This is a genomic window from Arthrobacter sp. MDT2-3 (assembly GCF_059090465.1).
Genome location: NZ_JBNHFS010000001.1, coordinates 888975 through 914247, shown reverse-complemented (window position 1 = coordinate 914247; position 25273 = coordinate 888975). Strand labels below are relative to the sequence as shown.

At 66.0% G+C, this 25273-nt stretch carries 25 protein-coding genes; 10 read left to right on the top strand and 15 right to left on the bottom strand.

All coding sequences use genetic code 11. The features are described from left to right. Nucleotides 1–69 precede the first annotated feature (69 nt). Nucleotides 70–393 carry a thiamine-binding protein gene (locus AC5RUQ_RS04220; RefSeq protein WP_163168031.1) on the bottom strand — a complete coding sequence of 108 codons (324 nt, stop codon included), beginning with the start codon at nt 391–393 and terminating at the stop codon, nt 70–72. A 121-nt stretch (nt 394–514) separates the two neighbouring features. Here AC5RUQ_RS04220 and AC5RUQ_RS04215 point away from each other — a divergent pair, with 121 nt between their 5' ends. Together AC5RUQ_RS04215 and AC5RUQ_RS04210 are read left to right on the top strand one after the other, a co-directional pair. Next, nucleotides 515–1150 (top strand): TetR/AcrR family transcriptional regulator, encoded by a 636-nt coding sequence (locus tag AC5RUQ_RS04215; protein WP_493946143.1) that lies wholly within the window; start codon nt 515–517, stop codon nt 1148–1150. Nucleotides 1151–1257: 107 nt separating this feature from the next. Beyond that, nucleotides 1258–1539, top strand: a complete 282-nt coding sequence (locus tag AC5RUQ_RS04210) for a hypothetical protein (RefSeq protein WP_493946142.1) — start codon at nt 1258–1260, stop codon at nt 1537–1539. Between the two features lie 59 nt (nt 1540–1598). On the opposite strand, the gene AC5RUQ_RS04205 is transcribed toward AC5RUQ_RS04210, so the two are convergent. The 6 genes from AC5RUQ_RS04205 to AC5RUQ_RS04180 all read right to left on the bottom strand — a co-directional run bounded on the left by AC5RUQ_RS04205 (nt 1599) and on the right by AC5RUQ_RS04180 (nt 6051). Beyond that, entirely contained in the window at nt 1599–1859 is a 261-nt protein-coding gene (locus tag AC5RUQ_RS04205) for a hypothetical protein (RefSeq protein ID WP_493946141.1), read from the bottom strand. A gap of 106 nt (nt 1860–1965) precedes the next feature. Continuing rightward, nucleotides 1966–2277, bottom strand: a complete 312-nt coding sequence (locus AC5RUQ_RS04200) for an AzlD domain-containing protein (RefSeq protein ID WP_493946140.1) — start codon at nt 2275–2277, stop codon at nt 1966–1968. Next, nucleotides 2274–3143 (bottom strand): AzlC family ABC transporter permease, encoded by an 870-nt coding sequence (locus AC5RUQ_RS04195; RefSeq protein WP_493946139.1) that lies wholly within the window; start codon nt 3141–3143, stop codon nt 2274–2276. Before AC5RUQ_RS04195 ends, AC5RUQ_RS04200 begins: the two co-directional genes overlap by 4 nt. After that, the gene (locus AC5RUQ_RS04190; RefSeq protein WP_493946138.1) at nt 3098–3601 is read right to left on the bottom strand and encodes a DoxX family protein; all 504 of its coding nucleotides are present in this window, start codon (nt 3599–3601) and stop codon (nt 3098–3100) included. Before AC5RUQ_RS04190 ends, AC5RUQ_RS04195 begins: the two co-directional genes overlap by 46 nt. A 109-nt stretch (nt 3602–3710) precedes the next feature. Further along, nucleotides 3711–5129 carry a CoA transferase gene (locus tag AC5RUQ_RS04185; RefSeq protein ID WP_493946137.1) on the bottom strand — a complete coding sequence of 473 codons (1419 nt, stop codon included), beginning with the start codon at nt 5127–5129 and terminating at the stop codon, nt 3711–3713. 22 nt (nt 5130–5151) lie between these two features. Next, nucleotides 5152–6051, bottom strand: coding sequence for a glycerophosphodiester phosphodiesterase (locus tag AC5RUQ_RS04180; protein WP_493946136.1), 900 nt, complete (start codon nt 6049–6051; stop codon nt 5152–5154). Nucleotides 6052–6100: 49 nt separating this feature from the next. Between AC5RUQ_RS04180 and AC5RUQ_RS04175 the strand changes: the two genes are divergently transcribed. Further along, on the top strand, nt 6101–7456 hold the full coding sequence (locus AC5RUQ_RS04175; RefSeq protein ID WP_493946135.1) for a DUF445 domain-containing protein: 1356 nt from the start codon (nt 6101–6103) through the stop codon (nt 7454–7456). 7 nt (nt 7457–7463) lie between these two features. Here AC5RUQ_RS04175 and AC5RUQ_RS04170 read toward each other — a convergent pair whose 3' ends face one another. Next, complete coding sequence (locus AC5RUQ_RS04170) at nt 7464–8213, bottom strand: LamB/YcsF family protein (protein WP_493946134.1); 750 nt, start codon at nt 8211–8213, stop codon at nt 7464–7466. Further along, nucleotides 8197–9003 carry a hypothetical protein gene (locus AC5RUQ_RS04165; protein WP_493946133.1) on the bottom strand — a complete coding sequence of 269 codons (807 nt, stop codon included), beginning with the start codon at nt 9001–9003 and terminating at the stop codon, nt 8197–8199. Before AC5RUQ_RS04165 ends, AC5RUQ_RS04170 begins: the two co-directional genes overlap by 17 nt. Nucleotides 9004–9157: 154 nt before the next feature. Between AC5RUQ_RS04165 and AC5RUQ_RS04160 the strand changes: the two genes are divergently transcribed. Further along, complete coding sequence (locus AC5RUQ_RS04160) at nt 9158–10474, top strand: MFS transporter (RefSeq protein WP_493946132.1); 1317 nt, start codon at nt 9158–9160, stop codon at nt 10472–10474. Here AC5RUQ_RS04160 and AC5RUQ_RS04155 read toward each other — a convergent pair. The 3 genes from AC5RUQ_RS04155 to AC5RUQ_RS04145 form a co-directional block, all read right to left on the bottom strand. Next, a complete protein-coding gene (locus tag AC5RUQ_RS04155; protein ID WP_493946131.1) occupies nt 10471–12813 on the bottom strand; it encodes a glycoside hydrolase family 65 protein in 2343 nt (780 codons plus the stop codon). The genes AC5RUQ_RS04160 and AC5RUQ_RS04155 overlap by 4 nt on opposite strands. Nucleotides 12814–12969: 156 nt before the next feature. Beyond that, on the bottom strand, nt 12970–13719 hold the full coding sequence (locus AC5RUQ_RS04150; RefSeq protein ID WP_493946130.1) for an HAD family hydrolase: 750 nt from the start codon (nt 13717–13719) through the stop codon (nt 12970–12972). Nucleotides 13720–14139: 420 nt separating this feature from the next. Beyond that, nucleotides 14140–14778 (bottom strand): alpha/beta hydrolase, encoded by a 639-nt coding sequence (locus tag AC5RUQ_RS04145; protein ID WP_493946129.1) that lies wholly within the window; start codon nt 14776–14778, stop codon nt 14140–14142. A 215-nt stretch (nt 14779–14993) separates the two neighbouring features. On the opposite strand from AC5RUQ_RS04145, the gene AC5RUQ_RS04140 reads away from it, so the two are divergent. The 5 genes from AC5RUQ_RS04140 (at nt 14994) to AC5RUQ_RS04120 (ending at nt 19763) form a co-directional block, all read left to right on the top strand. After that, nucleotides 14994–15251 carry a DUF6458 family protein gene (locus AC5RUQ_RS04140; protein WP_256249387.1) on the top strand — a complete coding sequence of 86 codons (258 nt, stop codon included), beginning with the start codon at nt 14994–14996 and terminating at the stop codon, nt 15249–15251. 299 nt (nt 15252–15550) lie between these two features. After that, on the top strand, nt 15551–16357 hold the full coding sequence (locus AC5RUQ_RS04135) for a DeoR/GlpR family DNA-binding transcription regulator (protein WP_493946128.1): 807 nt from the start codon (nt 15551–15553) through the stop codon (nt 16355–16357). Continuing rightward, on the top strand, nt 16354–17349 hold the full coding sequence (locus tag AC5RUQ_RS04130; protein WP_493946127.1) for a 1-phosphofructokinase family hexose kinase: 996 nt from the start codon (nt 16354–16356) through the stop codon (nt 17347–17349). The genes AC5RUQ_RS04135 and AC5RUQ_RS04130 overlap by 4 nt, the downstream gene beginning before the upstream one ends. Nucleotides 17350–17351: 2 nt before the next feature. Beyond that, complete coding sequence (locus tag AC5RUQ_RS04125; protein ID WP_493946126.1) at nt 17352–19421, top strand: PTS fructose transporter subunit IIABC; 2070 nt, start codon at nt 17352–17354, stop codon at nt 19419–19421. Between the two features lie 63 nt (nt 19422–19484). Next, a complete protein-coding gene (locus tag AC5RUQ_RS04120) occupies nt 19485–19763 on the top strand; it encodes an HPr family phosphocarrier protein (protein ID WP_013599585.1) in 279 nt (92 codons plus the stop codon). Nucleotides 19764–19936: 173 nt separating this feature from the next. Here AC5RUQ_RS04120 and AC5RUQ_RS04115 read toward each other — a convergent pair whose 3' ends face one another. The 3 genes from AC5RUQ_RS04115 to ku form a co-directional block, all read right to left on the bottom strand. Continuing rightward, complete coding sequence (locus AC5RUQ_RS04115) at nt 19937–20368, bottom strand: SRPBCC family protein (RefSeq protein ID WP_493946125.1); 432 nt, start codon at nt 20366–20368, stop codon at nt 19937–19939. Beyond that, nucleotides 20358–21215, bottom strand: a complete 858-nt coding sequence (locus AC5RUQ_RS04110; protein ID WP_493946124.1) for a class I SAM-dependent methyltransferase — start codon at nt 21213–21215, stop codon at nt 20358–20360. The genes AC5RUQ_RS04115 and AC5RUQ_RS04110 overlap by 11 nt, the downstream gene beginning before the upstream one ends. A gap of 255 nt (nt 21216–21470) precedes the next feature. Continuing rightward, nucleotides 21471–22619 carry a non-homologous end joining protein Ku gene (ku, locus tag AC5RUQ_RS04105; RefSeq protein WP_493946123.1) on the bottom strand — a complete coding sequence of 383 codons (1149 nt, stop codon included), beginning with the start codon at nt 22617–22619 and terminating at the stop codon, nt 21471–21473. Nucleotides 22620–22659: 40 nt separating this feature from the next. On the opposite strand from ku, the gene AC5RUQ_RS04100 reads away from it, so the two are divergent. After that, nucleotides 22660–25230: an ATP-dependent DNA ligase gene (locus tag AC5RUQ_RS04100; protein WP_493946122.1), complete on the top strand. Its 2571-nt coding sequence runs from the start codon at nt 22660–22662 to the stop codon at nt 25228–25230. Nucleotides 25231–25273: the final 43 nt, after the last annotated feature.

Genomic DNA, 25273 nt, shown 5'->3' with positions numbered 1-25273 from the left:
CACAGTCTGGCACGGGGCAACCCACGGGTCCAGAGAGTGCACGGCCGACGCCGGAGGGGACGCCCGTGTTCAGGAACCGTCCGAGAGCGCGTCTTCCAGGCGGTCCACTTTGGCGGTCAGCTCACCTGAGTAACCGGGCCGAATGTCGGCCTTGATGACCAGGGAAACCCTGCTGCCGTAGCGGCCCACCGCCTCCGTGGCGCGCTTCACGACATCGAACACCTCATCCCACTCACCCTCGATGGTGGTGAACATCGAGTCGGTTTTGTTGGGCAGGCCCGACTCCCTGACGATCTTCACGGCGGCGGCGACGGCGTCGTGGACGGAGGCGTCAGCGGGCCGGGAACCTTCGCTGGGAGTACCGGACGGGGCGACAGAAAACGCAAGCAGCATGAAGCCCAGTGTGCCACGGCGCCGGCGATGACGCAGGACAGGGTGGCTGGCCCCCTCGTCACATAACCCCCTACCCTTCGGTAACGGTGAAGGCAGCAGGCTCGATTGCTAACCTTTTGGCATGAGCCTCGCAGTCGCCCGCAAGCCCCTCCGCGCCGACGCAGCGCGGAACGTGGACAAGATCATCACGGCGGCACGCCAATGCTTCCGCGAGTTCGGCCCGGAAGTACCGCTGCAGACAATTGCGGCCACAGCCGGCGTCGGACCGGCAACACTCTTCCGGAATTTCTCGGACAAGGAGGAGCTGGTCCTCGCCGCCCTCAACCGGCAGCTGCGGCTCACCGTGGATCCGGTCGTGGACGGTGCCCTTGCCGACATCGACGCAACCGCAGGACTGTTGCGGGTCATGGAGGCCCTAATGGCCGTCGCCAGTGACGACGCCAATCTCTTGGGGGCCGTCGCCGGCCGCCGGGAGCTCCTGACAGGCATCACGGGCTCGCTGATGGAGTCGATGGGTGTTCTGCTGGTACGCGGCCAAGGCCAAGGCAGCCTGCGCTCGGACATCTCCATGACGGACATGTTCCGGCTGCTCGCCATGCTTATCGGAGTTGTGGACACCATGGAGCCCGGATCCGATGCCTGGCGCCGTCCGCTGGCCTTGGTGGAAGACGCCATCCGGACCGTCCGGCCCACGCGCCCGCTTCCTGTCCACGTGCCGCTGCCGGCCGCTTCCCTGGCGGGGCAGCAACCCCTCTAGCCGCAGGAATCCTGCCCGCAGGGACGCCTGGGCCTCCCCATTGTGGGCCTCCAGCCGGTGCAATACACTTCAAGTGGGTTACGCAGCCAGCCTCTGTTCCTCTCCAGATGGAGCCCACGCATGCCACAGTTCCTGCACCTACGGCCCTCCACGGCCCCAGCGCGATGAACAGTTCCCGGCTTCTGCACTACATCAACGACCCGCGCGGCCCCGAGGAACTACTTCCCACCCTGCCGGCAGAGGAACTCGCAAAACTGTTGGATGCCCTCTACCAGAACCTTGACACACCCGAACCCGAATTCGGCGCCCAGGCCTGGTACGAGATGGCGGTTGAAGAAAGCATGCGCCGGTCAGCTGCACCTGACGGCGCCACCCACGGGGTAGCCTAGCCACATTCCGTCGCCCGCGTGCGGACTCTCCTGATAGCGCTCTTGATGTCCTGGCCCAGTTAGTTGCTGTCAGCTGCTCCCCTGGCGCGGATCTCCCGGCGGACCAAGGCCTGCAGCGCAGGAACCTGGGAGGCCGGGTCCACGTCCATAGCCCGTTGAAGGCTTTCTGCGAGTGCTTCCAAGTCCTCGGCCGGGACGTCGGAGATACCGGAAAAGCGGGTGAAGAAACGCTTGACGGGCAGCCCCGCGCGTCGCCGAAAATCCTTGTGTGGACGGGGTCTTCCGGCCCTTGCCGCGGACGCGTGCAGTTGATCTTCCATCGTTGCCGTTCATCAAATCGTTGGGGCCAACTGCATAGCCGCTCTCATAGTACAACTCACACCCACCGGCAAGGGAAGAGAACGGCGTCACGTTCTTACTCGTGGGTCAGTTCCAGCCCAGCATCCGGAGCAATGCCGCAGTCCCGGCACCGGCCACCACCACCACGAGAAACGGTGCCCTCAGCGCCAGGGCGACCGCGGCTGCTGCGAGCGCACCCAGGCGCGCATCGGCCACCAGGGCCTGCCCTGACGCTACGGCGTTCACTACTGTCAGGGATGCAAGCAACCCGATAGTCATGGTGCCTGCGACCCGTGACATCCGTGGATTCTCCAAAAACCTGGCCGGGACGAAGTAGCCCACCAGTTTCCAGGCATAAGCCAAGGCACAGGCGATCAGCAGCCAAATCCAGAGGGTCATGTGCCGGCCCCTGAGGTGCCGCCCTCGCCACGCTGGTGGCCGCCGTCTGCGCCGTGCCGGCGGTGCCCGCCGTCCGGATCGCGCCCGCCACGGTGATGGTCCGCGCCGCGGTGCTGGTGCTCCCGGTAGGGATCCACATCCGGCTCCAGGCCCTCGTCGCTCCGGCCGTGGCTGAACCAGCCCATCACGGCCGCCACGACGGCGGCCACCAGGATCGGCACTCCGGCAGGAACGAAAGGTACTGCCGCCACCGTGGCCACGGCACAAACCACAGCAATGGCGATCGGCTCACGGCCCTTCAGCCGGGGCCAGAGCAGGGCCAGGAAAGCGGCCACCGCTGCTCCGTCCAGTCCCCACTGTTTGGGGTCCCCCAGTCCGCTTCCGGCCAGCGCCCCCACCGCGGTGAACAGGTTCCAGAGGACGTAGATGCCGATGCCGGCTGCCCAAAAGCCGCGGAGCTGCTCTGCGGGGTCGGTCTGGCCGGTGCTGGTGGCTGTGGATTCGTCGATGGTCACCTGGGCGGCCACGTACTTGCGCCACCCCGTGGGGTGCAGCAAGGCGTTCAGCTGCATGCCATAGATGCCGTTGCGCATTCCCAGAAGCGTGGCTGCGCTCATCGCCGCCATGCCCGAGCCGCCGCCACCTACCACGCCGATAAAGGCGAACTGCGAGCCCCCACTGAACAGGAGCAGGCTAAGGGCCATCGTCTGCCAGAAGTCCAGTCCGGACGTGACGGAGAGTGCGCCAAATGATATTCCGTACAGGCCGGTGGCCACGCTGATGGAGAGCCCCACGCGCACGGCAGGGGAAGCCAGGAGTTTCACTGCCACGGCCACGAACCCAATGCAGGCTTCCGAAGACTCCATGCCCAGACGATCAGCGGCCACTGTAACGGGAGGCGCAAACTGTGAACTTTGCGTTGCAGAGGGGTCCCCTGGGGGCCGTAGGCCCGGCGGAGGGCATCGGCATGGCCCGCCAGGAAGACGATGAACATCGCGGTGAGGGCGGTTGCCGCCGCCTTGCGCGTCAACGGCACCAGAATGCCGACGGCGGCAGAGAGTTCCAGCAGGCCGCTGACGGCGATCCATTCTTCCCTGGTCATCACAGCCAAGGGCCGACGGCGGCTTGGTTCCGGGTTGCTGGCGGCCGCACCGCAGTCGCGCATTCCTTGCCGTTCTGAGTCCACAAGGCAGAGGTAATCGGGCACTACCTGGCGGAAGAAGCCGGGGTCGCGGAAGTGTTTCATGGCGCTGGCCAGCAGCAGCGCGCTCATGGCTGCAGCGGAAAGGCTCTGGAGGGCCCGGCCGGACCGGGGAAAAGGCATGGCTCCACTCAATCACAAGCGCGGCGGGCCATCGAAACCGCCCGGCCCGGCGTAAACCCCAGGCCCAACCCACCCTCTGCCCACTTAACCCATCTGCCCGGGCAAACCGTCAGTTCCAGGCAGGAGCCGAACGTCCATAGGGCACTGGCGGCGCGGTGTAGTCGAGGGGTCGTCCGGCCACCAGGAGCGGCGGCGGAGCGTAGCGGAGTTCCCCATAAGTGCTGGCCATGGTTCCGAGTTGGGGTTCAGGCAGCAGGCTTGCCATGCCCGCGGAATGCACGGCCGGCAGGGCGAAAAGTTCCTCTGCGGTGCGGACCAGCGACAACCGGGCCCATCCGCCGAGGCCAGTCCGCCGGCGCCGGGCGAGCAGGGCGATGGCTGCCGCGGCCACACCGTACCCTGTCGCGTGGTCCAGGGCCTGGACGGGGAGCACACCCGGCCGCCACTCGCCGTCGTGGTTCTCCGTCCCGTAAAGGTGTGCGATCCCGGTGGCCGCCTGGACAATGCTGTCGAAACCGCGCAGGCCACTCCAGGGCCCCATGCTGCCCCAGGCGTCCAGCGAGACCACCGCGCGCTCCGGGCGGGATGCCAGCAGCACCGCCGGCTCCAGCCCAAAGCGGTCCAGGGAGCCGCGCCGGTAGCCGGTTATCACTACGTCAGCGGTCTCCAGCAACTGTTCCAACTGGTGTTGGCCGCCGGCGGCAGTCAGGTCGGCCTCGGTACTCCTCTTGTCGAACCCGGTATCCACGAACTGGTCGATGATTTCAGGCAGTTGCGGCGGATCGATCCGCAGGACGTCGGCGCCCAGTGCCCCCAGCAGCCGGGTGGACACGGGTCCGGCGATGACGCGGGTCAGGTCCAGCACACGAACTCCCTTGAGGGGGCGGCGCGGGTCTTCAGCCGCGAGCCGCAGGGGGCCTTCGGTGCCGTTGGTTTCGCCCGCCGGGAGGGTCCAATCGATCCATGGCCCCGCTGCTGCAGCCCGGCCCATCCCGGACTCCAGCCATTCGTTGCGGCTTCGCACCACTGCGGCCACTCCGCCCTGGGATTGGATCGCGGCCTCGGCTTCGAGGGACGTCATCGTGCGGAGGGAAGCGGCCAGGCCATCGGCCGTGCTGGCTCCCACCGCCTGCATCAGCCGCTGTTCGTGGTGCGGGTAGTTGGCGTGCAGCCGGATCCAACCGTCCTGCGTGCGCCGGAAGCCGGACAGCGGGGCGAAGCCCTGGATCTTCCGGCCGTTGATCCGCAGGTGCCCGGAGGAGTCAAAGGCTCCGGCCGTCAAGGCCGCCGTGGTGGTAAAGCGGCCCGGCGCACCGGCCAGGAGGTTCAATACTGCGGCTGCAGCGCCAACGGCTCCCAGAGCGAGGCCTTCCACGTCCAGGGGGCCGCCCCACCAGCTTCGGGGACCGGACCAGGGCGGCAGGGCGTCGCCGAGCGCTGGTTCTCCGCCACTGAGCACGGGCGCGGGGCCGTATGCCGGCTCGAGATTCCGGAACAGCTGAGGAACGCCGTCGAAAGACTTGCTCACGTGGCCGGCCTGCCTTCCCTGATCAGCTTCCCTGCGTCGAAGCCACCTGAAGCTGGCCCAGCACACGGGCCGGCACGTTGGTGGTGATCTCGTGGACGCCGAGGTCCTGGCAGAGGGCCACGTCCTGCTCGGAGTCCACGGTCCACACCCGGAAGCGCCGGCCCTGCTCGAGCCACCGCTGGACAGTTGCCGGGTGGCGGCGAACGTAGTCGACGCCTGGACCGGCCAAAACGGCTTCGCCTGCGTCCAGGATCCGCTCACCTTCCAGCTGGGCGGCTTTCATGACGTTGGCAATCGCACCGCCGGTGATCAGCCCCAGCCCCAATTCCTCGCGAAGCTCACGCACATCCACGTCATCCACCAGCTGGCAGATGTACTCGGCCGGAACCGACCGGAGCAGGCGGCGCACGGATTCCGGACTGAAGCTCATAAAGGTCACCGCCACGTTGTCCAGGGATGAACTCCCGGCGTCCCAGCCCTCGCCGCGGAGAACCTCCAGGACCCGGTCCTCCAACTTGAGCTGGTACGGGCTGGGATGCTTCAGCTCGATGGCCAGCCCCACGGGCCGTCCGGCCCCGCGAAGGATCTCCAGCAGCTCGGGAAGGGTGAGGAACTGCTCGGACCTCGCACCATACACCTCGGGGATGCGCACGCCTTTCCACGAACAAAAATCCAGGCGGCGGAGCTCGCGCAGCGTCCGTTCCGCCACCGGCCCGGTTCCATCAGAAGTGCGGTCCAGGTTGGCGTCGTGCAGGAGGATGACGTGCTGATCGCGGGTGAGATGGACATCGCACTCCACGCCGTCCGCCCCGTCCGCCAGCGCCTGCAGGTAGGCTGCCCGGGTGTGCTCGGCAAACGCGGCGCTCGAGCCCCGGTGGGCAAAGACCAGGGGCCGCGGCGGCACTGACTCGTCAGTAGTCATGGAGACACGGTAGCCGACCCGGGCCGCACTGCGGGACTAGGCTTGGCACATGCAGGTGAACTCTGAGCCAACTACCCGGGAAGCACGCACCAACCACACACCGTCCGCTCCGGCCGCACCGCCCGGCGCAGAGGTGCGTGCCGCCGTCGGCCATAAACTCAGCGCCGGTGACGCCGAAAAGGCGGCAGCGCTGCGGAAAATGAAGCTGGTGGCGCTGGCGCTGCTGGCGGCCATGGCGGTGATCTTCGTGTTCGCGTTCGCGCTGCAGAAGGAGTATCCGTGGCTCCAGTACGTGCGTGCTGCGGCTGAAGGCGGCATGGTGGGCGCGCTGGCCGACTGGTTCGCCGTCACCGCGCTGTTCAAGTACCCCATGGGCATCAAAATCCCGCATACCGCCATCATTCCGCGCCGGAAGGACCAGATCGGCGCCTCGCTGGGTGAATTCGTGGAAACCAACTTCCTGTCCGAGCAGGTGGTCCAGGACAAGCTGGCCAGCGTGAACATCGCGCGCCGGGCAGGCGAATGGCTGGCGACGCCGGCAGGCGCCGAGCGGGTGGCAAAGGAGGGCGCCGCCGTCATCCGCGGTGTTTTCAAGGTCCTGAACGACGACGACGTCCAGGCGGTCATTGAGGGCATGGTCCGCAAGCACCTGCTCACTCCGCCGTGGGGACCTCCCGTGGGCAGGATGGCCGAGCGGATTTTCCACGACGGGCACCACCACAAGCTTGTGGACCTGCTGGTGGACAGGGCAGCGGACTGGGTCAGTGAAAACCACGAGACGGTCAGCCGGCTGGTGTCGGAGCGTTCGCCCACCTGGGTGCCGCAGTTCGTGGACGGGCTGGTGGGTGACAAGGTCTACATCGAATTCCTCAAATTCGTCCGGGCCGTGCAGTCCGATCCGAACCACCAGGTCCGGCAGTCCATCGACAAGTACCTGAACGACCTTGCACAGGACCTGCAGCACGACCCGGTGATGATCGCGCGCGCCGAGGACATCAAGGCCCAGGTCCTGGGTGATCCCGAAGTCCGGGAACTGGCATCCCGGACGTGGGGAACAGTAAAGAACGCCCTGCTGGGTGCTGTTGATGATCCGCAAAGCGACCTCACCATCAAGTTCAAGGCAGCGGTCCGCGACTTCGGCTCGCGCCTGGTCAACGATCCCGAACTCGCCGGAAAGGTCAACGCCTGGATTGGCGACGCCGCCGGCTACCTGGTACGGACGTACCGCTCCGATATCGCCGGGGTCATCACGGATACCGTTGCCCGCTGGGATGCTGAGGAAACCTCCCAGAAGATCGAGCTCCAGGTGGGCAAGGACCTGCAGTTCATCCGGATCAACGGCACCGTGGTGGGTTCACTGGCCGGGCTCACGATCTTTACCGTGGCGCACCTGATTTTCGGGTAAGCGAAGCCTACGCGAAAGACTCCAGCTCCACACCGGCAGCTTCCAGGCCCGCCCTGACGGCTGCAGCCATCTCAACCGCCCCCGGCGTATCACCGTGGATGCACAGCGAGTCCGGCCGTACCTGCAGCACGGTTCCGTCAAGGGCCGCCACCTCACCCTTGGTGGCCATGCGCACAGCCCGCTCGACGATCGAGTCGACGTCGTGCAGCACGGCGCCCTCCTGCGAGCGCGGCACCAGTGTTCCGTCAGCCATGTAGGCCCGGTCCACAAACGCCTCGATAAAGACGGGGTGCCCCGCTTCCTGCGCCTGCTTGAGAAGCTCCGAACCGGGCAGACCGAGGATGGGCAGGCCGGGATCGTAGGAGTTCACGGCGGCCACCACGGCGGAGGCCTGGTCGGCATCGTGTACCAGCCTGTTGTACAGCGCGCCGTGCGGCTTCACGTAGTCAACGGAGGCACCCACGGCGTGGGCCACGCCGTCGAGCGCGCCCAGCTGGTAGAGCACGTCCCCGAAAAGTTCGTCGAAGGACATGTCCAGCGAGCGGCGGCCGAACCCGGCAAGGTCGCGGTAGCCGACGTGCGCGCCGACGGTCACGTCGAGCTCATAGGCCGCCCGGCAGCTGTCCAGCATGGTAACGGGGTCGCCGGCATGGAAGCCGCACGCCACATTGGCGCTGGTGACCAGCCGGAACATGGCGGGGTCGTCCCCCATGTTCCAGGAGCCGAATGATTCGCCGAGGTCAGCGTTGAGGTCCAAGATTGTCACCTTCCAGCGTCAGGTTGTCCGGTGCGGCGGCGTTGAGTTCGCCGGGGATGGTGTCCGGCATGGGACCAAACGCTTCCTTCGCGTTCGACACAACTGCCCGCCCCATCATGAGGTTACCGGCTCCGCCCACCACTGCGCCGATGCCGAACGGCAGCGCCCGGCCGAACAGCGCGGTGCCCTGGCGCTTGAGGAGGTTCTTAAGAAAGGCTTTCTGGATCCGGTTACGGATTGAGCCAAAGCCGGGCACGGGCATCGACTTCGACAGCACGTTGCCCCACGCACTGGAAGCACCAATGCTGTTGCCGGCCGCCTGGCCGCTCAGCGTTCCGAGCAAAGCAGTGCCTTCCTCACCGAGCATGAGGGCCATCACCATGGTGCTGGCCTTTTCCGGGTTGGTGAGGCGGATGCCGTGCAGCTCCGCGAGTGAAGTGGCGTAGAGGGCGGTGGCCTCCAGGAATCCAACCGTCGCGGCAGCGGAGAGGCCGAGGGAGGCCACGGTGCCAACGCCCGGGACCACCGCGGTGGCGCCGACCAGGGCCCCGCCGCCTGTGACGGCGCGCAGGTAGTCGCGTTCCAGGATGTCCGCCAGCTGGGCGGCGGTGGCACGCGGATGCTTGCGCTGCAGCCTGCGGATGTAGGCCAGCACCAGGGGGCGCTGGATCTCCACTGCCTTCAGGAGCATGTTGTGCACGCCCGGCTTCGGGTTGCCGTCTGCGTCGAAGACGGCATTGTGGGCGGTCTCGTGTGCGATTCGTGCTGCGGGATTGCTGCGCCTGGCCATGGTCACCTCTGTTGGTCTCGCCGGCCGCGTCGGATGCGGCCTTTCCTAATACTAAGGTTGCTTAACACTAGGCCACGGCATGCCTGCCCCAGGTGGCCATGAGGATAGTTTGACCCTGCTGTCCGGGTATCCGTCCAAAGCCTAGACTTACCCTATGCCCGCCCCCAAAGCCCTGCGGCCCTTTGCCCATCGTGAGTACCGGGTACTGATTTCGGCCCTGGCCATCTCCATTTTCGGTTCCGGAATGTGGGCCGTCGCAATGGTCTACCAGGTGATCCATCTGGGCGGCGGACCGCTGGAGCTGTCAGTGGTGGCTGCCGCCGGAAGTGTTGGCCTGGTGGCCTTCCTGCTGGCCGGCGGAATCGCCGCCGACCGGATCCCGCAGCGGCGCCTGATCATTGCCGTGGAGGGAGCCAACCTCGCCGTCATCGCCGCCATCAGCGGGCTCGCCATGGCCGGGTGGCTGCAACTCTGGCATCTGGCAGTGGGCGCCTTTGTGCTGGGCGTGGGAGCGGCGTTCTTCTTCCCCGCCTATTCGGCCATCCTGCCGCGCATTCTGCCGGCAGAAGATCTGCTCGCAGCAAACGGGGTGGAGGGTTCCATGCGGCCGGTACTCCAGCAGGCCGCCGGTCCCGCAGTGGCCGGTATCGTGGTGGCCGCCCTCTCGCCGTCGCATGCCGTAACGGCGGTGGCCGTCTGCCACCTCTCGGCCTTCATCGTCCTCAACTTCCTGGGCCAGCACTCCCTGGACGCGCCCGTCAACGGGGCCGAAGGCGGTTCCCACCCTGCGGGAGCAGAACGCGGCAAGTCGTCCTTCCTCCAGGACCTGCGCGAGGGTGTCAGCTATACGCTGCGCACCCCGTGGCTGCTGTGGACCCTGCTGTGGGCGTGCATCTCGGTCCTGTTCCTCATCGGCCCCATCGAGGTCCTGCTGCCGTTCGTGGTGCGCGACCAACTTGGCGGCGATTCCCGCATGTTCGGCTTCCTCCTCGCCGTGATGGGCGTGGGCGCGGCCTTAGGCTCGCTGTTCACGGCATCATTGAGGCTGCCGCGGCGCTATCTCACGGTGATGATGGTGTCCTGGGGCGCCGGCAGCCTGCCGCTCGCCGCCGTCGGGCTCATGGACAACTTCTGGGTCATGGCGGCGTCGCTGTTCATCTGGGGCGCCACCGGCAGCGTGGGCATGGTCATCTGGGGCACGCTGCTGCAGCGGCGCGTCCCGCCCCATCTTTTGGGCCGGGTCTCCAGCCTGGACTTCTTTGTGTCGCTCGCCCTCATGCCAGTCTCCATGGCCCTGGCCGGGCCGGCCGCCGAGGTTCTGCCTATCTGGCTGCTCTTCCTGGTGGCCGGCGTTGTGTGCCCCATCATGGCGGTCATCGCCATGATGGTGGCACGGATGCCCGACGACGAACTGGCCCACCCGCTGGACAGGGCAACTGAAGTTGAACGTTCGACGGCGGGCGGAGACTAGTTGTTGGCGCGCACCACGGGGATGCTCGCCGTCGGAAGTCCGCTGGGGAACACGGTGGGTTCGGGCTCCGGCACGGGTTCGAGCGCTACCCGCACGGGCTCCGCGCCCACGCTGAGACGCTGGCCGCGGACGTCCACCTCCAGTGCCTCGCCTTCCTCGACCGCCAGGGTGATGGCACCAGCGACGAGCTCAACCAGCAGCAGGCGGCCGCGGATCTTGAGGTGGAACGTCAGGGCTTCCCAATCAGCGGGTAACCGGGGATCGAAGTACGGGACCGGGCCCTGGTCCCGTAGGCCGGCGAACCCGCAGACGAGGGAGCTCCACACGCCGCCGGTGGAGGCGATATGCACACCGTCGATGGTGTTGCCGTGCGTGTCGTCAAGGTCGATGAACACAGCGTTGGTGAAGTGCTCAAGCGCCTCGCGGGAGTACCCCACCTCAGCAGCCATGATGCCCTGGACGCAGGCGGAAAGTGTCGAATCGCCCGTTGTCAGCGGATCGTAGAAGTCGAAGGCACGCTGCTTTTCCTCCGCGGTGAAATCCTGCCACTGCAGGAACATCGCCAGGACCGTGTCCGCCTGCTTCAGGACCTGGTGGCGGTAGATCACCAGTGGGTGGAAGTGCAGCAGCAGGGGGTACTTGGACCGGGGCGTGGTCCAGTCCCAGGGCTCCAGGGTCATGAAGTCGTTGTCCTGTGAATGGACCTGCATGCGGTCGTCGAACGGCAGCTGCATGCGGTTCGCCGCTGCCTCCCACAGCTGCCGTTCTTCCAGGCTGATGCCGGCATGTTCCAAGGCGGCAGCAGCACGCAGGTTGAAGCGCGCCATGACGTTTGTGTAGAGGTTGTCGTTGACCACGGCCGTGTATTCGTCGGGCCCGGTAACGCCGTGGATATGGAAGAGCCCGTCCTTGCCGAAGAAGCCCAATGAGAGCCACATGCGTGCGGTCTCAATGAGCAATTCAGCGCCCATCCCGTCACGGAACGCGGTGTCCCCCGTCGCCCAGACGTACCTGTTGGTGGCGAAGGCGATGGCGGCTGCAATGTGGAACTGGGCGGTACCGGCGGCATAGTAGGCACTGGCCTCGAGTCCGTTGATGGTGCGCCACGGGAACAGCGCCCCGTCCACGCTGAGTTCCTTGGCGCGGATCCTGGCCTCGGGGAGGATGGCGTGGCGGTACTCCAGGACCTGGCGGGCGCCGTCCGGATTGGTGTACGTCAGGTACGGCAGGAGGTAGACCTCCTGGTCCCAGAAATAGTGGCCCTCGTAGCCTGAACCCGTGACTCCCTTCGCGGGAATCCCGGCAACATCGGCGCGGGCAGTTGCCTGCGCCAGCTGGAACAGGTTCCACCTGATGGCCTGCTGCAATTCGGGCTGGCCGGCCACCACGATGTCCCCGGTGGCCCAATAGTCCCGGTAGTGCGCTTCGCTTTCGGCGAAGATGTCCTGGACCGGACGCAGATTCTGCTCTGCTACGCCAGCGGCGTCAATTGCATGGTCCTGGAGCGCCGGGCCGGCCGCGTAGCTGACGCTCTTTTCCAGGCGGAACGGCTCGTCCGCGCTGACGGCCAGGACGTAGCGGACGCTGCTGTCATCCTGGTCCACCAAGGTGTCGAACGGCTGATGCCCTGCGGACGTCCAGTGGTCCACCGCAACGCCGATCCGCTGCTTGGATTCGGCGGCCTCCCAGGCGAGCCGGAGGGACCCGTCCCCCCCGTCCAGCCGCACGGGCAGCAGCACGCGTCCGGCGTGGCGGCCCGCCCGGCGCGGATCGTGGGCGGAATGGTCTTCCACCGGCTGGTCCTGGCGGTTGATCACTGAGGAGGTGACGTCCAGGGAGACGTCGCGGTCCGTGGCCACTTCCAGGGAGATGCCAAGAGTTCCCCGGGAAGCGAATCCGACGGCGCGCCGTTCGGTGGTGGTGACGGCAGCGCCGGAGCGGCACTGCCAGGTGATCCGGCATTCGTAGACGCCTTTGGCGAAATCAACGGAGCGCCGGTAGTCCAGCACTTCGGATTCGGCCAGGCTGAGGGCCTCGCCGTCGACAATCACGGTGAAGTTGTTGGCGTCCGGGATGTACAGGATGCGCTGGCCGGTGCGGGCGAAGCCGAAGGCGTTTTCGGCATGCTTGATGTCCCAGATTTCGTGCAGGCCGTTGATGAAGCTGCCCGGCAGGTCCGAGTCCGCTGCCGCCCAATGGGCACCACGGATTCCCAGGTGCCCGTTACCCAGGGCGAAGAGCGTTTCCAGCGTCCCCTCATTGCCCTGTTCGTGGCGTGTTTCCACGAGCTGCCAGGGTGTGTTCGGGAACCTTTCGCGGTCCGCGGAGATCAGAGCCATGATGTTGGGGTCCTTGTGCTGTGGCGGTGCTGCCGGGTGGGCCGGCCAGGCGTGCCGAGGGGGATTGTGGCAGCTGGGGGTGCTGCTTATTGCTTGCTTAGGTGGTTCGTTGTGTTCCGGCGGCGGGATTGGGGGACGCCACCCGGTACGGTGCGGCTAGAGGAGCTCGTCGAGGTCCCTTACCACCACGGTGGCCCCGGCCTCGAGAAGCGTCTTCCGTCCGGCGCCGCGGTCCACTCCGACGACAGAGTGGAATGTGCCGGCGTTTCCAGCCTGTACACCGGAGACAGCGTCCTCGACTACCACGCATTCCTCAGAGGGCAGGTCCAGCAGGCGCGCGGCATAGTTGTAGGTGGCGGGGCTGGGTTTGCCCGGCAGGCCTTCGCTGGCTGCCACCACGCCGTCCACCACCACCTCGAAGTGGCGGCTGAGTCCGGCGGCCGCCAGGACAGCCGGAGCGTTGCGGGAGGAAGAGACGACGGCGACCTTCAGTCCGCGGTCAAGCGCGGCATGAAGGAACCGCACGGAGCCTTCGAAAGGCTCGACGCCGGCGCTGACGATGTCGTTGAAGATCCGGTTCTTCCGGTTGCCCAGGCCCTGCACGGTGATGTTACCGGGGTCGTCATCGGTGGGCCCTTCCGGAAGCACGATTCCGCGCGAGGCCAGGAAGTCCCGGACGCCATCGAAGCGCGGCTTACCATCAATGTGGTCGAAGTAGTCGCTTTCGCTGTAGCCGGCGACTTGCGGCTGCGACGCGAGGTAGCCTTCGAACAGTTCCTGCCACGCCCGCTCATGGACGGTGGCCGTGGGGGTCAGCACCCCGTCCAGGTCGAACAGGATGGCAGAGGCGCCGGTCCAGGCGGAGAGTTCGGCGGTTGCTTGTTCTGTAGCCATGTTTTCAGTCATCAGCGGTGGGTTGTCCTTTCAGGACGTGGGCAGCCTCGAAGGCGGGATGCTTTGGGAGTGTGGAGGCCTCGATGCCCGGACGATCCGCAGTCGCGGCAGGCAACTGCCGGCATAGACATTGCCGGGGCCCGTAAGCTAGCTGATCGTTGTATTCCATCATGACCGTGTGGTGCGCTATCGCACAAACCGTCGGAGCATTCAACTGGGACTGCGAAAGTCAGGGCAGCTGACCGTTTGGGGCCACAGTAAACCGTCCGCACCGCGTTGATCTCCTTGTCCGCCCAGTTCAGGGCCGCAATAACGGCCGAAGACGAGTGTAAGCGCTTACAAATTTGGCTGGCAACTGTTTTTTCGTTCGGTCAAACTGTGACGCGCTTCACGGCTCAACATGGCCGGCGCGCTGGGTTTAGCCCAGCCCGCCTAGGCTCCAACGGCCGCTGCGGGCCTGAGCACGTAATGGCGCAGGAAGGCACTCACGTCCACCATCTCGGTCTTGGACATCGCATGCCCCATGCCCGGGTAAGTCCGGGCGGTGAGGAGGGTGTTGTTCCGGAGCCACTCCTCGGTGTACGCGATCGCGTCTTCGTTGATGACAAGGTCGGCCTTGTCCCGCCCCCAGAAGAAGGGCGGTTTGGCGTCAAAGGATTCAGTGAGGGACAGCAGCTCATTCTCGAGCACAAAACCGGAAAGCCCCACCACGGCCATATAGTCCTTGGGGTGGAGGCGCAGCAGCGTGCTGGCCATCGCCATGCCCTGCGAGTAGCCAAGCAGGCTGACGCTGCTGTGCTGGCCCTTGACGCTGTTGATCCATGCCTGGACGGCACTGGAGGCTTTGATGACGTCGGCGAAGTCATTGGCCAGGAAGTAGTCCAGAAGGAACCAGCCAAAGTGGTCGCCGATGGGCATCGGGGCCCGCAGGGCCGCGCAGGTAAATTCCGCCGGCAGGTACTCAAATAGCCTGACCATGCGTGACTCGTCCGTGCCGTAGCCATGCATCATCACCAGCAACGGAGTGCCCGCCCGCTCGTTCTCCGGCTTGGACCACACAACTGTTTCCATCGAATCAGCCTAACGAGGCAGGTTAGGAACAAGCCTCAACCGGATACCTTAATCACTTGAGTCACACCTGCCCCGCGTCGCGCCGCCACCAACTGCCCCGCCCCGGTCATTGAATACCGCAACTTGGGGCTGTAGCGTGACGCTTAACGGGAAGCATGCTTAGCAACCGTCAACGGGCTATGAACACGCCCACCAGCCACCACAAGGAGCACGTCATGAGAATCGGATCCTCCATCTTCCTCATCGCCCTCGGCGCCATCCTCGCGTGGGCGGTCGCTCCAGGCCTAATACCCGCCGTCGACCAGGTGCTGGTGGGTTACATCCTGATGGCCGTCGGCGTGATCGGCCTCATCGCATCACTCATACTCGCGTCCCCCGGCCGCAGCAGGCGCATCAGCGAGAGCCGCTCGGTGGTGGACCCCAACACCGGAGAGCGCATCACCCGGAATGAAAGCCGCGACGGCGGACTGTAGCCAGGCAGAAAGAAGCATCGTGACCCGCTAAAGCCGGGCCGGACCATTGCGGTCCGGCCCGGCTTTCTTGTCCCCCGCATTCTTGTCCCTGCAGGGCCGGACGGCAGGACGCTGCGCCGCGAGGGCTGAAACTTGGCGCATTTTGTTTCGTGTGGATTTCCATTGACAAACCAACACAACCAAAGATAAAGTCAAGTAACACAACATCATGTGATGCCAGTCACGCACCGGCCCGCTTCCATCATCAGAAGCAGCATCATGAACAGCCGCACCATCAAGCCTTATGCAACGGAGGGTATGTGTTCGCCGAGGAGCGCCAGCAGAAGATCGCCGAGCTTGTAGCCGGCACCGGCCGGGTCAGCGTGACCCTCCTGGCCGAGCGCTTCCGCATCACCACCGAAACCGTCCGCCGGGACCTTGCCACCCTGGAAAACGCCGGCACCGTCCGGCGCGTGCATGGCGGGGCCGTTGCGGCAGACCGCTTCAGCACCACGGAGGAAAGCGTCAACGAACGGGCCATACAACGGCCCGACCAGAAGATCCGGATCGCCGAGGCTGCGCTGGCGCTCATCCCCCGCAACTCCCCCGGCAGCGTCCTCATCGACGGCGGCACCACCACGGAAGTGCTGGCGGACCTGCTCTCCCGGCGCACCGCCGTCGAGCGCATTGACGGGGCAGAACCGCGGGCGGAACTGGTTGCCATCACCCATGCGGTCCCCATCGCCGGCAAGCTTTCGAGCGTTCCGGGCATCGCCCTGGAGATCCTGGGCGGCCGCGTGCGCGGCATCACGCAGGTTGCCGTGGGCCAGGCAACTGTGGACGCCGCCGGCAGGCTCCGGCCAGACATCGCGTTTATCGGCACCAACGGCATCCACCCGGAATTCGGCCTCAGCACTCCCGATCCCGAAGAAGCGGCCGTCAAGGCAGCTTTTGTCCGTTCGGCCCGCCGCATCGTGGTGCTGGCTGATTCCTCAAAGCTGGACACGGAAACCCTGGTCCAGTTCGCCTCCCTGAAAGATCTGGACACCTTGATTACAGACAGCGAACCCGGCCCGGAACTTGCAGCCGCCCTGGAAGAAGCCGGCGTAGATGTGGTGATCGCATGATCGTCACCTTCACGGCCAACCCCAGCCTCGACCGGACCGTGGCGCTCCCCGGCCCCCTCGAACGGGGCGAAGTGCAGCGGGCGGTCTCCGTCAGCCAGGAATCCGGCGGCAAGGGCGTCAACGTCTCCCGCGCGCTGGTGGCCTCCGGCCTTGAATCCGTGGCCGTCCTGCCCGGCGCGGACAGTGACCCCGTCCTGGCCGGCCTGCGCGAAAGCGGAGTCCCCTTCGTTTCCCTCCCCATCAATGAGCCGCTCCGCACCAACGTGGCGCTCACTGAGCCCGGCGGAGTGACCACCAAGATCAACGAGCCCGGACCGCTGCTCGACGCCGACCAGCAGGAAGCCCTGATGAAGCTGCTGCTCGAGAGCTCCCGCGGTGCGAGCTGGGTGGTCCTTGCCGGGTCGCTTCCGCCGGGATTCCCCCCAGACTTCTACGCCACCGTGGCGCGCCGGCTCCGCTCTGCGGGGAACGGAAACGCCCCGCAGATCGCCGTGGACTCCTCCGGCGCTCCTCTTGCCGCCGCCGTCTCCAGCGACGAGGCAGGCGATGGTTCGGGAAAACCGGACCTCCTTAAACCCAACGCCGAAGAACTGGCGGAACTGGCTGCTGCAGCCGGCTTCGCCTCCCCGGCCACCGCTGACGAACTGGAAGCGGACCCGGCTGCTGCCGCAGCAGCAGCCGCCGCCGTCGTACGTTCCGGTGTGGGTGCTGTGCTGGCAACTCTCGGATCAAAGGGAGCTGTCCTGGTAACGGCCGACGGCGCGTGGCTGGCCACGCACCCGCCGGTCGCCGCGGTCAGTACGGTCGGTGCGGGCGATTCGGCCCTCGCAGGCTACCTGCTCGCCCACGGCCAGGGCGCCGCCCCGGCCGATTGCCTTCGTCAGGCCGTGGCCCATGGTGCCGCAGCCGCCTCCCTGCCCGGTTCCACAGTTCCGGCAGTTCACCAAACCACCCCGGATGCCGTAACCATCACGGCCCTTCGAAAGGATTGACAGTGACCCAGCTCATCACCACGGAACTGGTCGAGCTCGACCAGAACCTGGGCAACGCGCCCGAGGCGGTGATCCGGCACCTGGCAAGCAAGGTAGCTGCCGCCGGACGCGCAACAGAAGTTGAAGGCCTCTTCGCCGATGCCTACGCCCGCGAGCAGAAGACCGCCACGGGCATCCCTGGCGGCATTGCCATCCCGCACTGCCGCTCCGCCGCAGTAACGGAACCAACCCTGGCCATGGCCCGCCTCAACCCCAAGGTGGACTTCGGCGCCAAGGACGGCCCAGCAGACCTGATCTTCTTCATCGCAGCCCCGGACGGCGCGGACCAGGAGCACCTCAAGCTGCTGTCCAAGCTCGCCCGGTCCCTGATCAAGAAGGACTTCACCGCCGCCCTGCGCAACGCTTCCTCCCGCGAGGAGATCGTGGAACTGGTGGACGGCGCACTCGCTGACAAGCCGGCCGCCCATGCAGCGCCGGTTTCGGCAGGCGTTTCTGCGGGCGGTTCCCTGAACGCTTCCGGGCAGTCCGGGGCCTCCGCAGTAGCCGCGGCAGGTTCAGACGGCTCCGCCGCCCCGGGACCCAAGCGTCTCGTCGCCGTAACAGCATGCCCCACCGGCATCGCCCACACCTACATGGCAGCCGACTCCCTCGTCGCCGCTGCCCAGGAGGCAGGCGTCGACCTGCAGGTGGAAACCCAGGGTTCCTCCGGCGCCAAGCCGCTGGACCCCGCCGTTATCGCCGCAGCGGACGCCGTCATCTTCGCCGTGGATGTGGACGTGCGCGGCAAGGAACGCTTTGCCGGCAAGCCCGTGATCAACGCCCCGGTCAAGCGCGGCATCGATGAGCCCGCCAAGATGGTCCAGGAAGCATTGGCCGCCGCGGACAACCCGAACGCCCGCCGCGTCCCGCACTTCGGTGCCGAGGAACAGGCAGAGCACGACGCCGAGGAAAAGGGCGAGCACATCGGCCAGAAGCTGAAGCGCGCACTCCTCACCGGCGTGAGCTACATGATTCCGTTCGTCGCCGGCGGCGGCCTGCTGATCGCCCTCGGCTTCCTGCTGGGCGGCTACGACATCACCGAGGTTGCGGACACGGTGGTCGTGGAGAACAACTTCGGCAACCTTCCTGAGGGCGGGCTGACCACCTACCTCGGCGCAGTGCTGTTCAAGATCGGCGCCCTGTCCATGGGATTCCTTGTCCCTGCACTCGCCGGTTACATCGCCTACGCAATTGCGGACCGGCCGGGCATTGCACCCGGTTTCGTTGCCGGTGCAGTCTCCGGGTTCATGGGCGCCGGCTTCCTCGGCGGCATCGTCGGCGGCCTGCTCGCCGGCTACATGGCTCACCTGATCGGGACCTGGCAGGTTCCTCGCTGGCTCCGCGGCCTGATGCCCGTGGTGATCATCCCGCTGCTCGCTTCCATCTTCGCCTCCGGCCTGATGTTCCTGGTCCTCGGCGGCCCCATCGCCGGCCTCACGCTGGCCCTCAACGGCTGGCTGTCCGGGATGACCGGCGCGTCCGCCGTCGTCCTCGGGATCATCCTCGGCCTGATGATGTGCTTCGACCTCGGCGGCCCGGTCAACAAGGTGGCTTACGCCTTTGCAGTCGCAGGCCTGAGCGCCGGCAGCGCCGACAACCAGGCACCGTGGCAGATCATGGCAACCGTTATGGCCGCCGGCATGGTCCCGCCATTGGCGATGGCCCTGGCCACGGTCCTGGACAAGAAGCTCTTCAGCCTGGCCGAGCGTGAAAACGGCAAGGCCGCCTGGCTGCTGGGTGCGTCATTCATCTCAGAAGGTGCCATCCCCTTCGCCGCGGCCGACCCGCTGCGCGTCATCCCCGCAAGCATGGTAGGCGGTGCACTCACTGGCGCACTGTGCATGGCTTTCAACGTCACCTCGCAGGCACCCCACGGCGGCCTCTTCGTGTTCTTTGCCATCGGCAACCTGCTGATGTTCGTGATCTCAATCATCGCCGGAACCATTGTCAGCGCGCTGGCAGTGGTGGCACTGAAGCGTTGGGCTGCCCCCAAGAGCGCTGCTACGGTGGAGACCGTTCCAGCAACGGTCTGACCTGCCTCACCCACTACCTGTCCGGCGCTGAACGCCAGCCGCCCGGAAGACAAAGGAGCAAAAATGCCAGAACGCACAGCAACCGTCGCCAGCCGTGTGGGCCTGCACGCCCGCCCCGCCGCCATCTTTGCCGAGGCAGCAGGAGAATACGACCTGGACATCACCATCGCCCGCGAAGGCGAACCGGCCGATGAGGCCATGGATGCCGCGAGCATCCTCTCCCTCATGAGCCTGGGCGCCTCACACGGGGACGTGGTAGTCCTCCGCGCCGAAGGCGACGGCGCTGACACCGCCCTGGACCACCTGGTCCAGATCCTCGAAACGGATCACGACGCCGAGTAGCGGCACCGCAGCCCAGGCAGCTAAGCAGCGGCCGCCGGCGGACTTTCCCTCCCTGGGGAGTCCGACGGCGGCGGTTGCGTTTAAGCGGTCCCCTCCCTACCCAAGCAGGTAGCCCTACGTGTCGTTACGGCGCCTATAACGACACGTAGGGCTACATAGTTGCGTGGGGTGGGTCAGCCGCGCTCGGAGAGCCTCTTGACGTCCGCCACCAGCTTGTCCCACATGCCCTTCGAGTGCTCGGCAGCCTCCGCGCTGGCGTTGTTGTCCTGCGACAACACCAGCAGCGTGCGGACGCCCTGGTCCTGAAGCGTCCAGGTCAGCGTGTGATAGTTTTCCGGCTTGTCTTCCTGGCCTCCCAGAGGACTGAAGTGCGTGTAAACCAGCTTTCGGCCGGGTTCCACTTCAAGGATCACTCCCTTGTCCTGGTACTCCTTGCCCTCCCAGCTGCCACTCCAGGTGATGGGTCCGCCCACAGTCCAGTCCGTGCCGAGCTCGGTGCCGAACATAAAAATCCTCGTGGCAGCCGGGTCCGTGATGGTGTCCCACACCCTGGCGGGCGGTGCTTCGACAGTGACCGAGGACGTGGCGACATAATCACCCGGCATTACCCTTGGCCTTTTTGGCGGTAAACAGCAGGTACTCCCACTCCATCTGGAAGGGGGTGTCGCCATGGGCGTCGCCAAACGACTCGGCCAGGTCCGTCAGCGCCTTGTCCAGCTCCTTGACCTTGTCCCCGTCCTCGGCGATGAACTTGTACACGGAAATCGTGGGGCCGTAGTGGGACTTGAAGTAGCGCACGAAGTCCTCCGGCTGGTGGAAACTGTGCACCGCCAAAGTCTTTTTCCGGGCGTTGGTTTCGGTGATCCTGTCACCGAAGAGTTCGCGGAGGTGGTCCTCGCTCCCCCACAGCGGTGCCGGCTGGGCACCCGGCGGCGGTGGCGGGGCAAACGGCTTCAGGGTGGCGAACATCCTGCCGATGAACCCCTCGGGTGTCCAGCTGAGAAGTCCGATGGTGCCACCCGGTTTGCACACGCGCAGGAGCTCATCGGCTGCCGGCTGGTGATGGGGCGCGAACATCACGCCGAGGCAGGACATCACGGTGTCGAACTCGGCGTCGGCGAAAGGCAGCGCCTCCGCGTCCCCTTCTTTCCATTCCAGCTCCACTCCGCGGTCCGCTGCCTGGTGGCGGCCGGCGTCGAACAGTTCCGGGGTGAGGTCGCTCGCCACAACCTTCGCACCCATCATGGCGGCGGGGATCGCTGCATTGCCTGCCCCCGCGGCGACGTCGAGGACCCGCTGCCGGGAGTTGATGCCGCAGGCTTCCACAAGGATGGCTCCCAGCTCCGGCAGCAATTCACTCGCGAGCGCAGGATAATCCCCTGACGCCCACATCGCACGATGCTTCTGCTTGAGCGCCCGGTCCGCCTCGAGGACATCGGTTTGGTCATCCATGACTGTGCCTCTCTACCGTGATGGTTCGTCAGTGAGTGAACAGCGCGCTGCGGCCACAGCGGAGGCTGCGATGCGACTCATTGTGAACTCGCCGAACTCGGCTGTAAAGAGAGCAGCCGTAAGGGAGCCCGCTGCGGTAGGCCGCGCAGGCAGACCGCTGGTAAAACCAGTGCCGGCTACCGAAAAGCAAGCAAGCTTAGTAGTTTCGTAGTCATGGCATCAACCCCGGGAAAAGACGCCGCCGGCCACGGACCCTCACGCCGGCTTGCGCGCCCTGGTGCCCGTTGCCTTGCTGGTGGTGGTTTTAGCGGCCGGTTTGGCACTGGACTTGGCCGGCGAGGACTTCGCCGCAGTGGATGTGTCCGCCTTGGACTTTGCTGTGCCGGCCTTGGCTGTAGTGGATTTTGCCGTACTCGCCTTCGCTGTGCCGGTCTTCGCCGTGCTGGTCTTCGCGGCCGCCGACTTCGCAGCGCCGGACTTGCTCTCACCCGACGTGGAATCCGAGGACTTGCTGGCGGTGGCCCTCTTGCGCGCCGGTTTGGCGGCCTCTTCGTCGTCTCCGGAGGATTCATTGCCCAAGTCCCCGCCATCCGAATCGGCGGCGGCATCGGCCCCGCCCCCACGTTTCCGGTCAAGGCTCCGTTTCAGTGCCTCCATCAGGTCGATGACTTCACCCTTGCCGCCTTCGCCGGCTTCCACACCGAAGGTTTCCTCGGTATCCAGGGAGTCGCCCTGCTCCAGTTTGGCCTCGATGAGCTGGCGCAGCTGCACCTGGTAGTCATCCGTGAAGTGCGCGGGATCAAAGTCGGCCGCCATGGACTCCACGAGCGCCGCAGACATGTCGCGTTCCTGCGGGGAGATCTTGATGGATGCATCCAGGGAAGGGAAGTTGGCTTCGCGCACCTCGTCCGGCCAGAGCAGGGATTGGAGCACCAGGACGTCGTCCTTGATCCGCAGGGCCCCCAGCCGGGTCTTCTCGCGCAGGGCGAACTGGACGATGGCCACCCGGTCAGTGTCCTCCAGCGCCCGGCGCAGCAGGACGTAGGCCTTGGGCGACTTGGAGTCCGGCTCCAAGTAGTAGCTCTTCTCGAACATCATGGGTTCAAGCTGCTCGGACGGAACGAACTGCACCACTTCGATCTCGTGGCTGTTCTCGGCGGGAATGGCCTTGAGTTCGTCCTTGGACAGGATCACCGTCCGGCCGTCCTCCTCGTAGGCCTTTTCGATGTCCGAATAATCGATGACCTGGCTGCACACTTCGCACCTGCGCTGGTAGCGGATCCGGCCGCCGTCGGCATTGTGGACCTGGTGCAGACTGATGTCATGATCTTCGGTTGCGCTGTAGACCTTCACGGGCACGTTGACCAGGCCGAACGCGATGGCACCTTTCCAGATGGCTCTCATTCCCTAAGTCAACATCACGCAGCCCCGGAGGTGAAGCCCCATGGCCGCAGCTAAGGAGCGTGTCCGGGTTGCCGGCAGGGAATTGACGCTCACCAACCTGGGTAAAGTCATCTACCCGGAGACCGGCACCACCAAGGCGGACGTGCTCGCCTACTACGCAGCGGTGGCACACGTCCTGATCCCGGCGGCCGCCAACAGGCCGGCCACCAGGAAGCGGTGGGTTAATGGCGTGGGTACTGCGGGGAAGCCCGGCGAGGTGTTCTTCCAAAAGAACCTTGAGGACTCCGCTCCCGGCTGGCTCCCGCGCGCGGCCATTACCCACAAAGACCGGACCATCCACTATCCGATGGTCAACGACCCCGCTACGCTCACCTGGTTTGGCCAGATCAACTCGCTGGAAATCCATGTTCCCCAGTGGCAGGTGGACTCCCACGGCAACCAGCTCAATCCGGACCGGCTTGTCCTGGACCTGGATCCCGGTGAAGGCGCCGGCCTGGAAGAGTGCGTGGAAGTGGCCCTCCTGGCCCGCTCAATCCTCGAGGACGTCGGCCTGGATCCCGTCCCCGTAACCAGCGGCAGCAAGGGCATCCATCTCTACGCACCCCTGGACCGGAGCCAGACCTCGGATCAGATCTCGGCCTTTGCCCGTGAGCTGGCACGCGCCTTGGAAGCGGACCATCCGGATCTTGCGGTCAGCGACATGAAAAAGACCCTGCGCAAGGGCAAGGTGCTGGTGGACTGGAGCCAGAACAACGCGGCCAAAACCACCATCGTGCCCTACTCGCTCCGGGGCCGTCCCGCCCCGATGGTCGCCGCGCCCCGGACCTGGCAGGAGATCGGCTCGCCAGGCCTGACGCACCTGGACTACCTGGCCGTGCTGCAACGGGTGCAGGAAGGCACGGACCCCTTTGCCGCCGTCGTGAACACCGCCGGCCGGGACCCCGAGGTACGCATCGAACATCACGACGGCAACCCCCGCCTGAGCAAGTACCGGTCCATGCGGGACCCGCAGAAAACACCCGAGCCCTTCTCTGGCGCCGCCGGCAGCGGCGACGCCTTCGTTATCCAGGAGCACCACGCCAGCCGGCTGCACTTCGACCTCCGCCTCGAGCACGATGGCGTCCTGGTGTCCTGGGCCTTGCCCAAGGGGGTGCCGGAATCCGGCGGCAAGAACCACCTGGCCGTCCAGACAGAGGACCACCCACTGGACTACCTCACTTTCCAGGGCACCATTCCCAAAGGGGAGTATGGCGCCGGCGAGATGACCATCTGGGATACCGGCACGTATGAACTGCATAAGTGGATCAACGGCAGGGAAGTCATCGTTACCCTGACCGGTTCCGAAGGCGGCGGGCTGGGCGGCACCCGAAAGTTCGCCCTGATCCATACGGGCCGGGGGCAGGGCAAGGACTCCGAGGGCCAGTGGCTGATCCACCTCATGGACAAGGAGCATGCCAGCAGCCGGCACCGGCCTGCGCCGGCGCGGGAGGAGGAGCCCGAAGAAGCCGAGGACGAGGCTGCCGAGGTGCATGAGGAGGCGCCGGACTCTGCAAGGCCGGAGCAGGAAGAGGAGCCGGAGGAAGCCCGAGAGCCGGACCACCAAGAAGCTGAAGAAACCTCTCCGGCGCCCCCTTCAGCCGCCGCTTCCGCATCACCTGAGGATTACAGCCCCATGATGGCCACCGCGGGGACAACAGCTCATCTGCAGGGGAGCAACTGGCAGTTCGAGCTCAAGTGGGACGGCGTCCGAGCCATCCTCGTAGCGGACGAGGTTGAAGTAAGGATCTTCAGCCGCAACGGAAACGACGTCAGCAAGACCTACCCCGAGTTCACGGACCGGAACTGCTGGCCGCCCCAGCCGTTCGTCGCGGACGGCGAGATCATCGCCGTCGGGCCCTCAGGCAGGCCGGACTTCGGACTGCTTCAGGGGCGCATGAAGCTCACCCGGCCCGGCGACGTCGCCAAAGCGCGCAGGGCCATCCCGGTCCGGCTGATGCTTTTTGACCTGCTGTACGACGCCGGCACGGACCTTCGCAGGCTGCCCCTCGCCAAGCGGCGCCACCGGCTGGAGGAGTTCTTCAGCCCGTCTGACTGCCCGGTGGATCTTTCAACTGTGCTGGAAGACCGGGTGGAGCACATCCTGGAAAGCGCCCAGGAACTGGGCCTCGAAGGCGTGATGGCGAAGCGCACGGACAGCCGCTACGTCAGCGGGCAACGGACGCGGACCTGGATCAAGCTCAAGCTCGACCAGACCCAGGAGGTGGTGGTGGGCGGCTGGCGGCCGGGCAAGGGTGCCCGCCGGGACTCGGTGGGTTCGCTGCTGGTGGGCATCCCGGAGGGACGGAACCTGCGCTACGTGGGCAGGGTGGGCAGCGGTTTCAGTTTCCGCGAACTGACGGAACTCCGGCAGACCGTGGAACGGCTTGCCCGAAAGACATCTCCCTTCCAGGACGTTCCGCGCGAGGACTCGGCGGATGCGCACTGGGTAACCCCTCAGCTGGTGGGTGAAGTGACGTACAGCGAATGGACCGGGACGGGCCGGCTTCGGCATCCGGTGTGGCGGGGTTGGCGGCTGGACAAGGACCCGGCGGACGTGGTGGACGAAGCCTGACACTGGCAGGAGCGCCCCCTGCTTGCGCAGGGGGCGCTCCTTA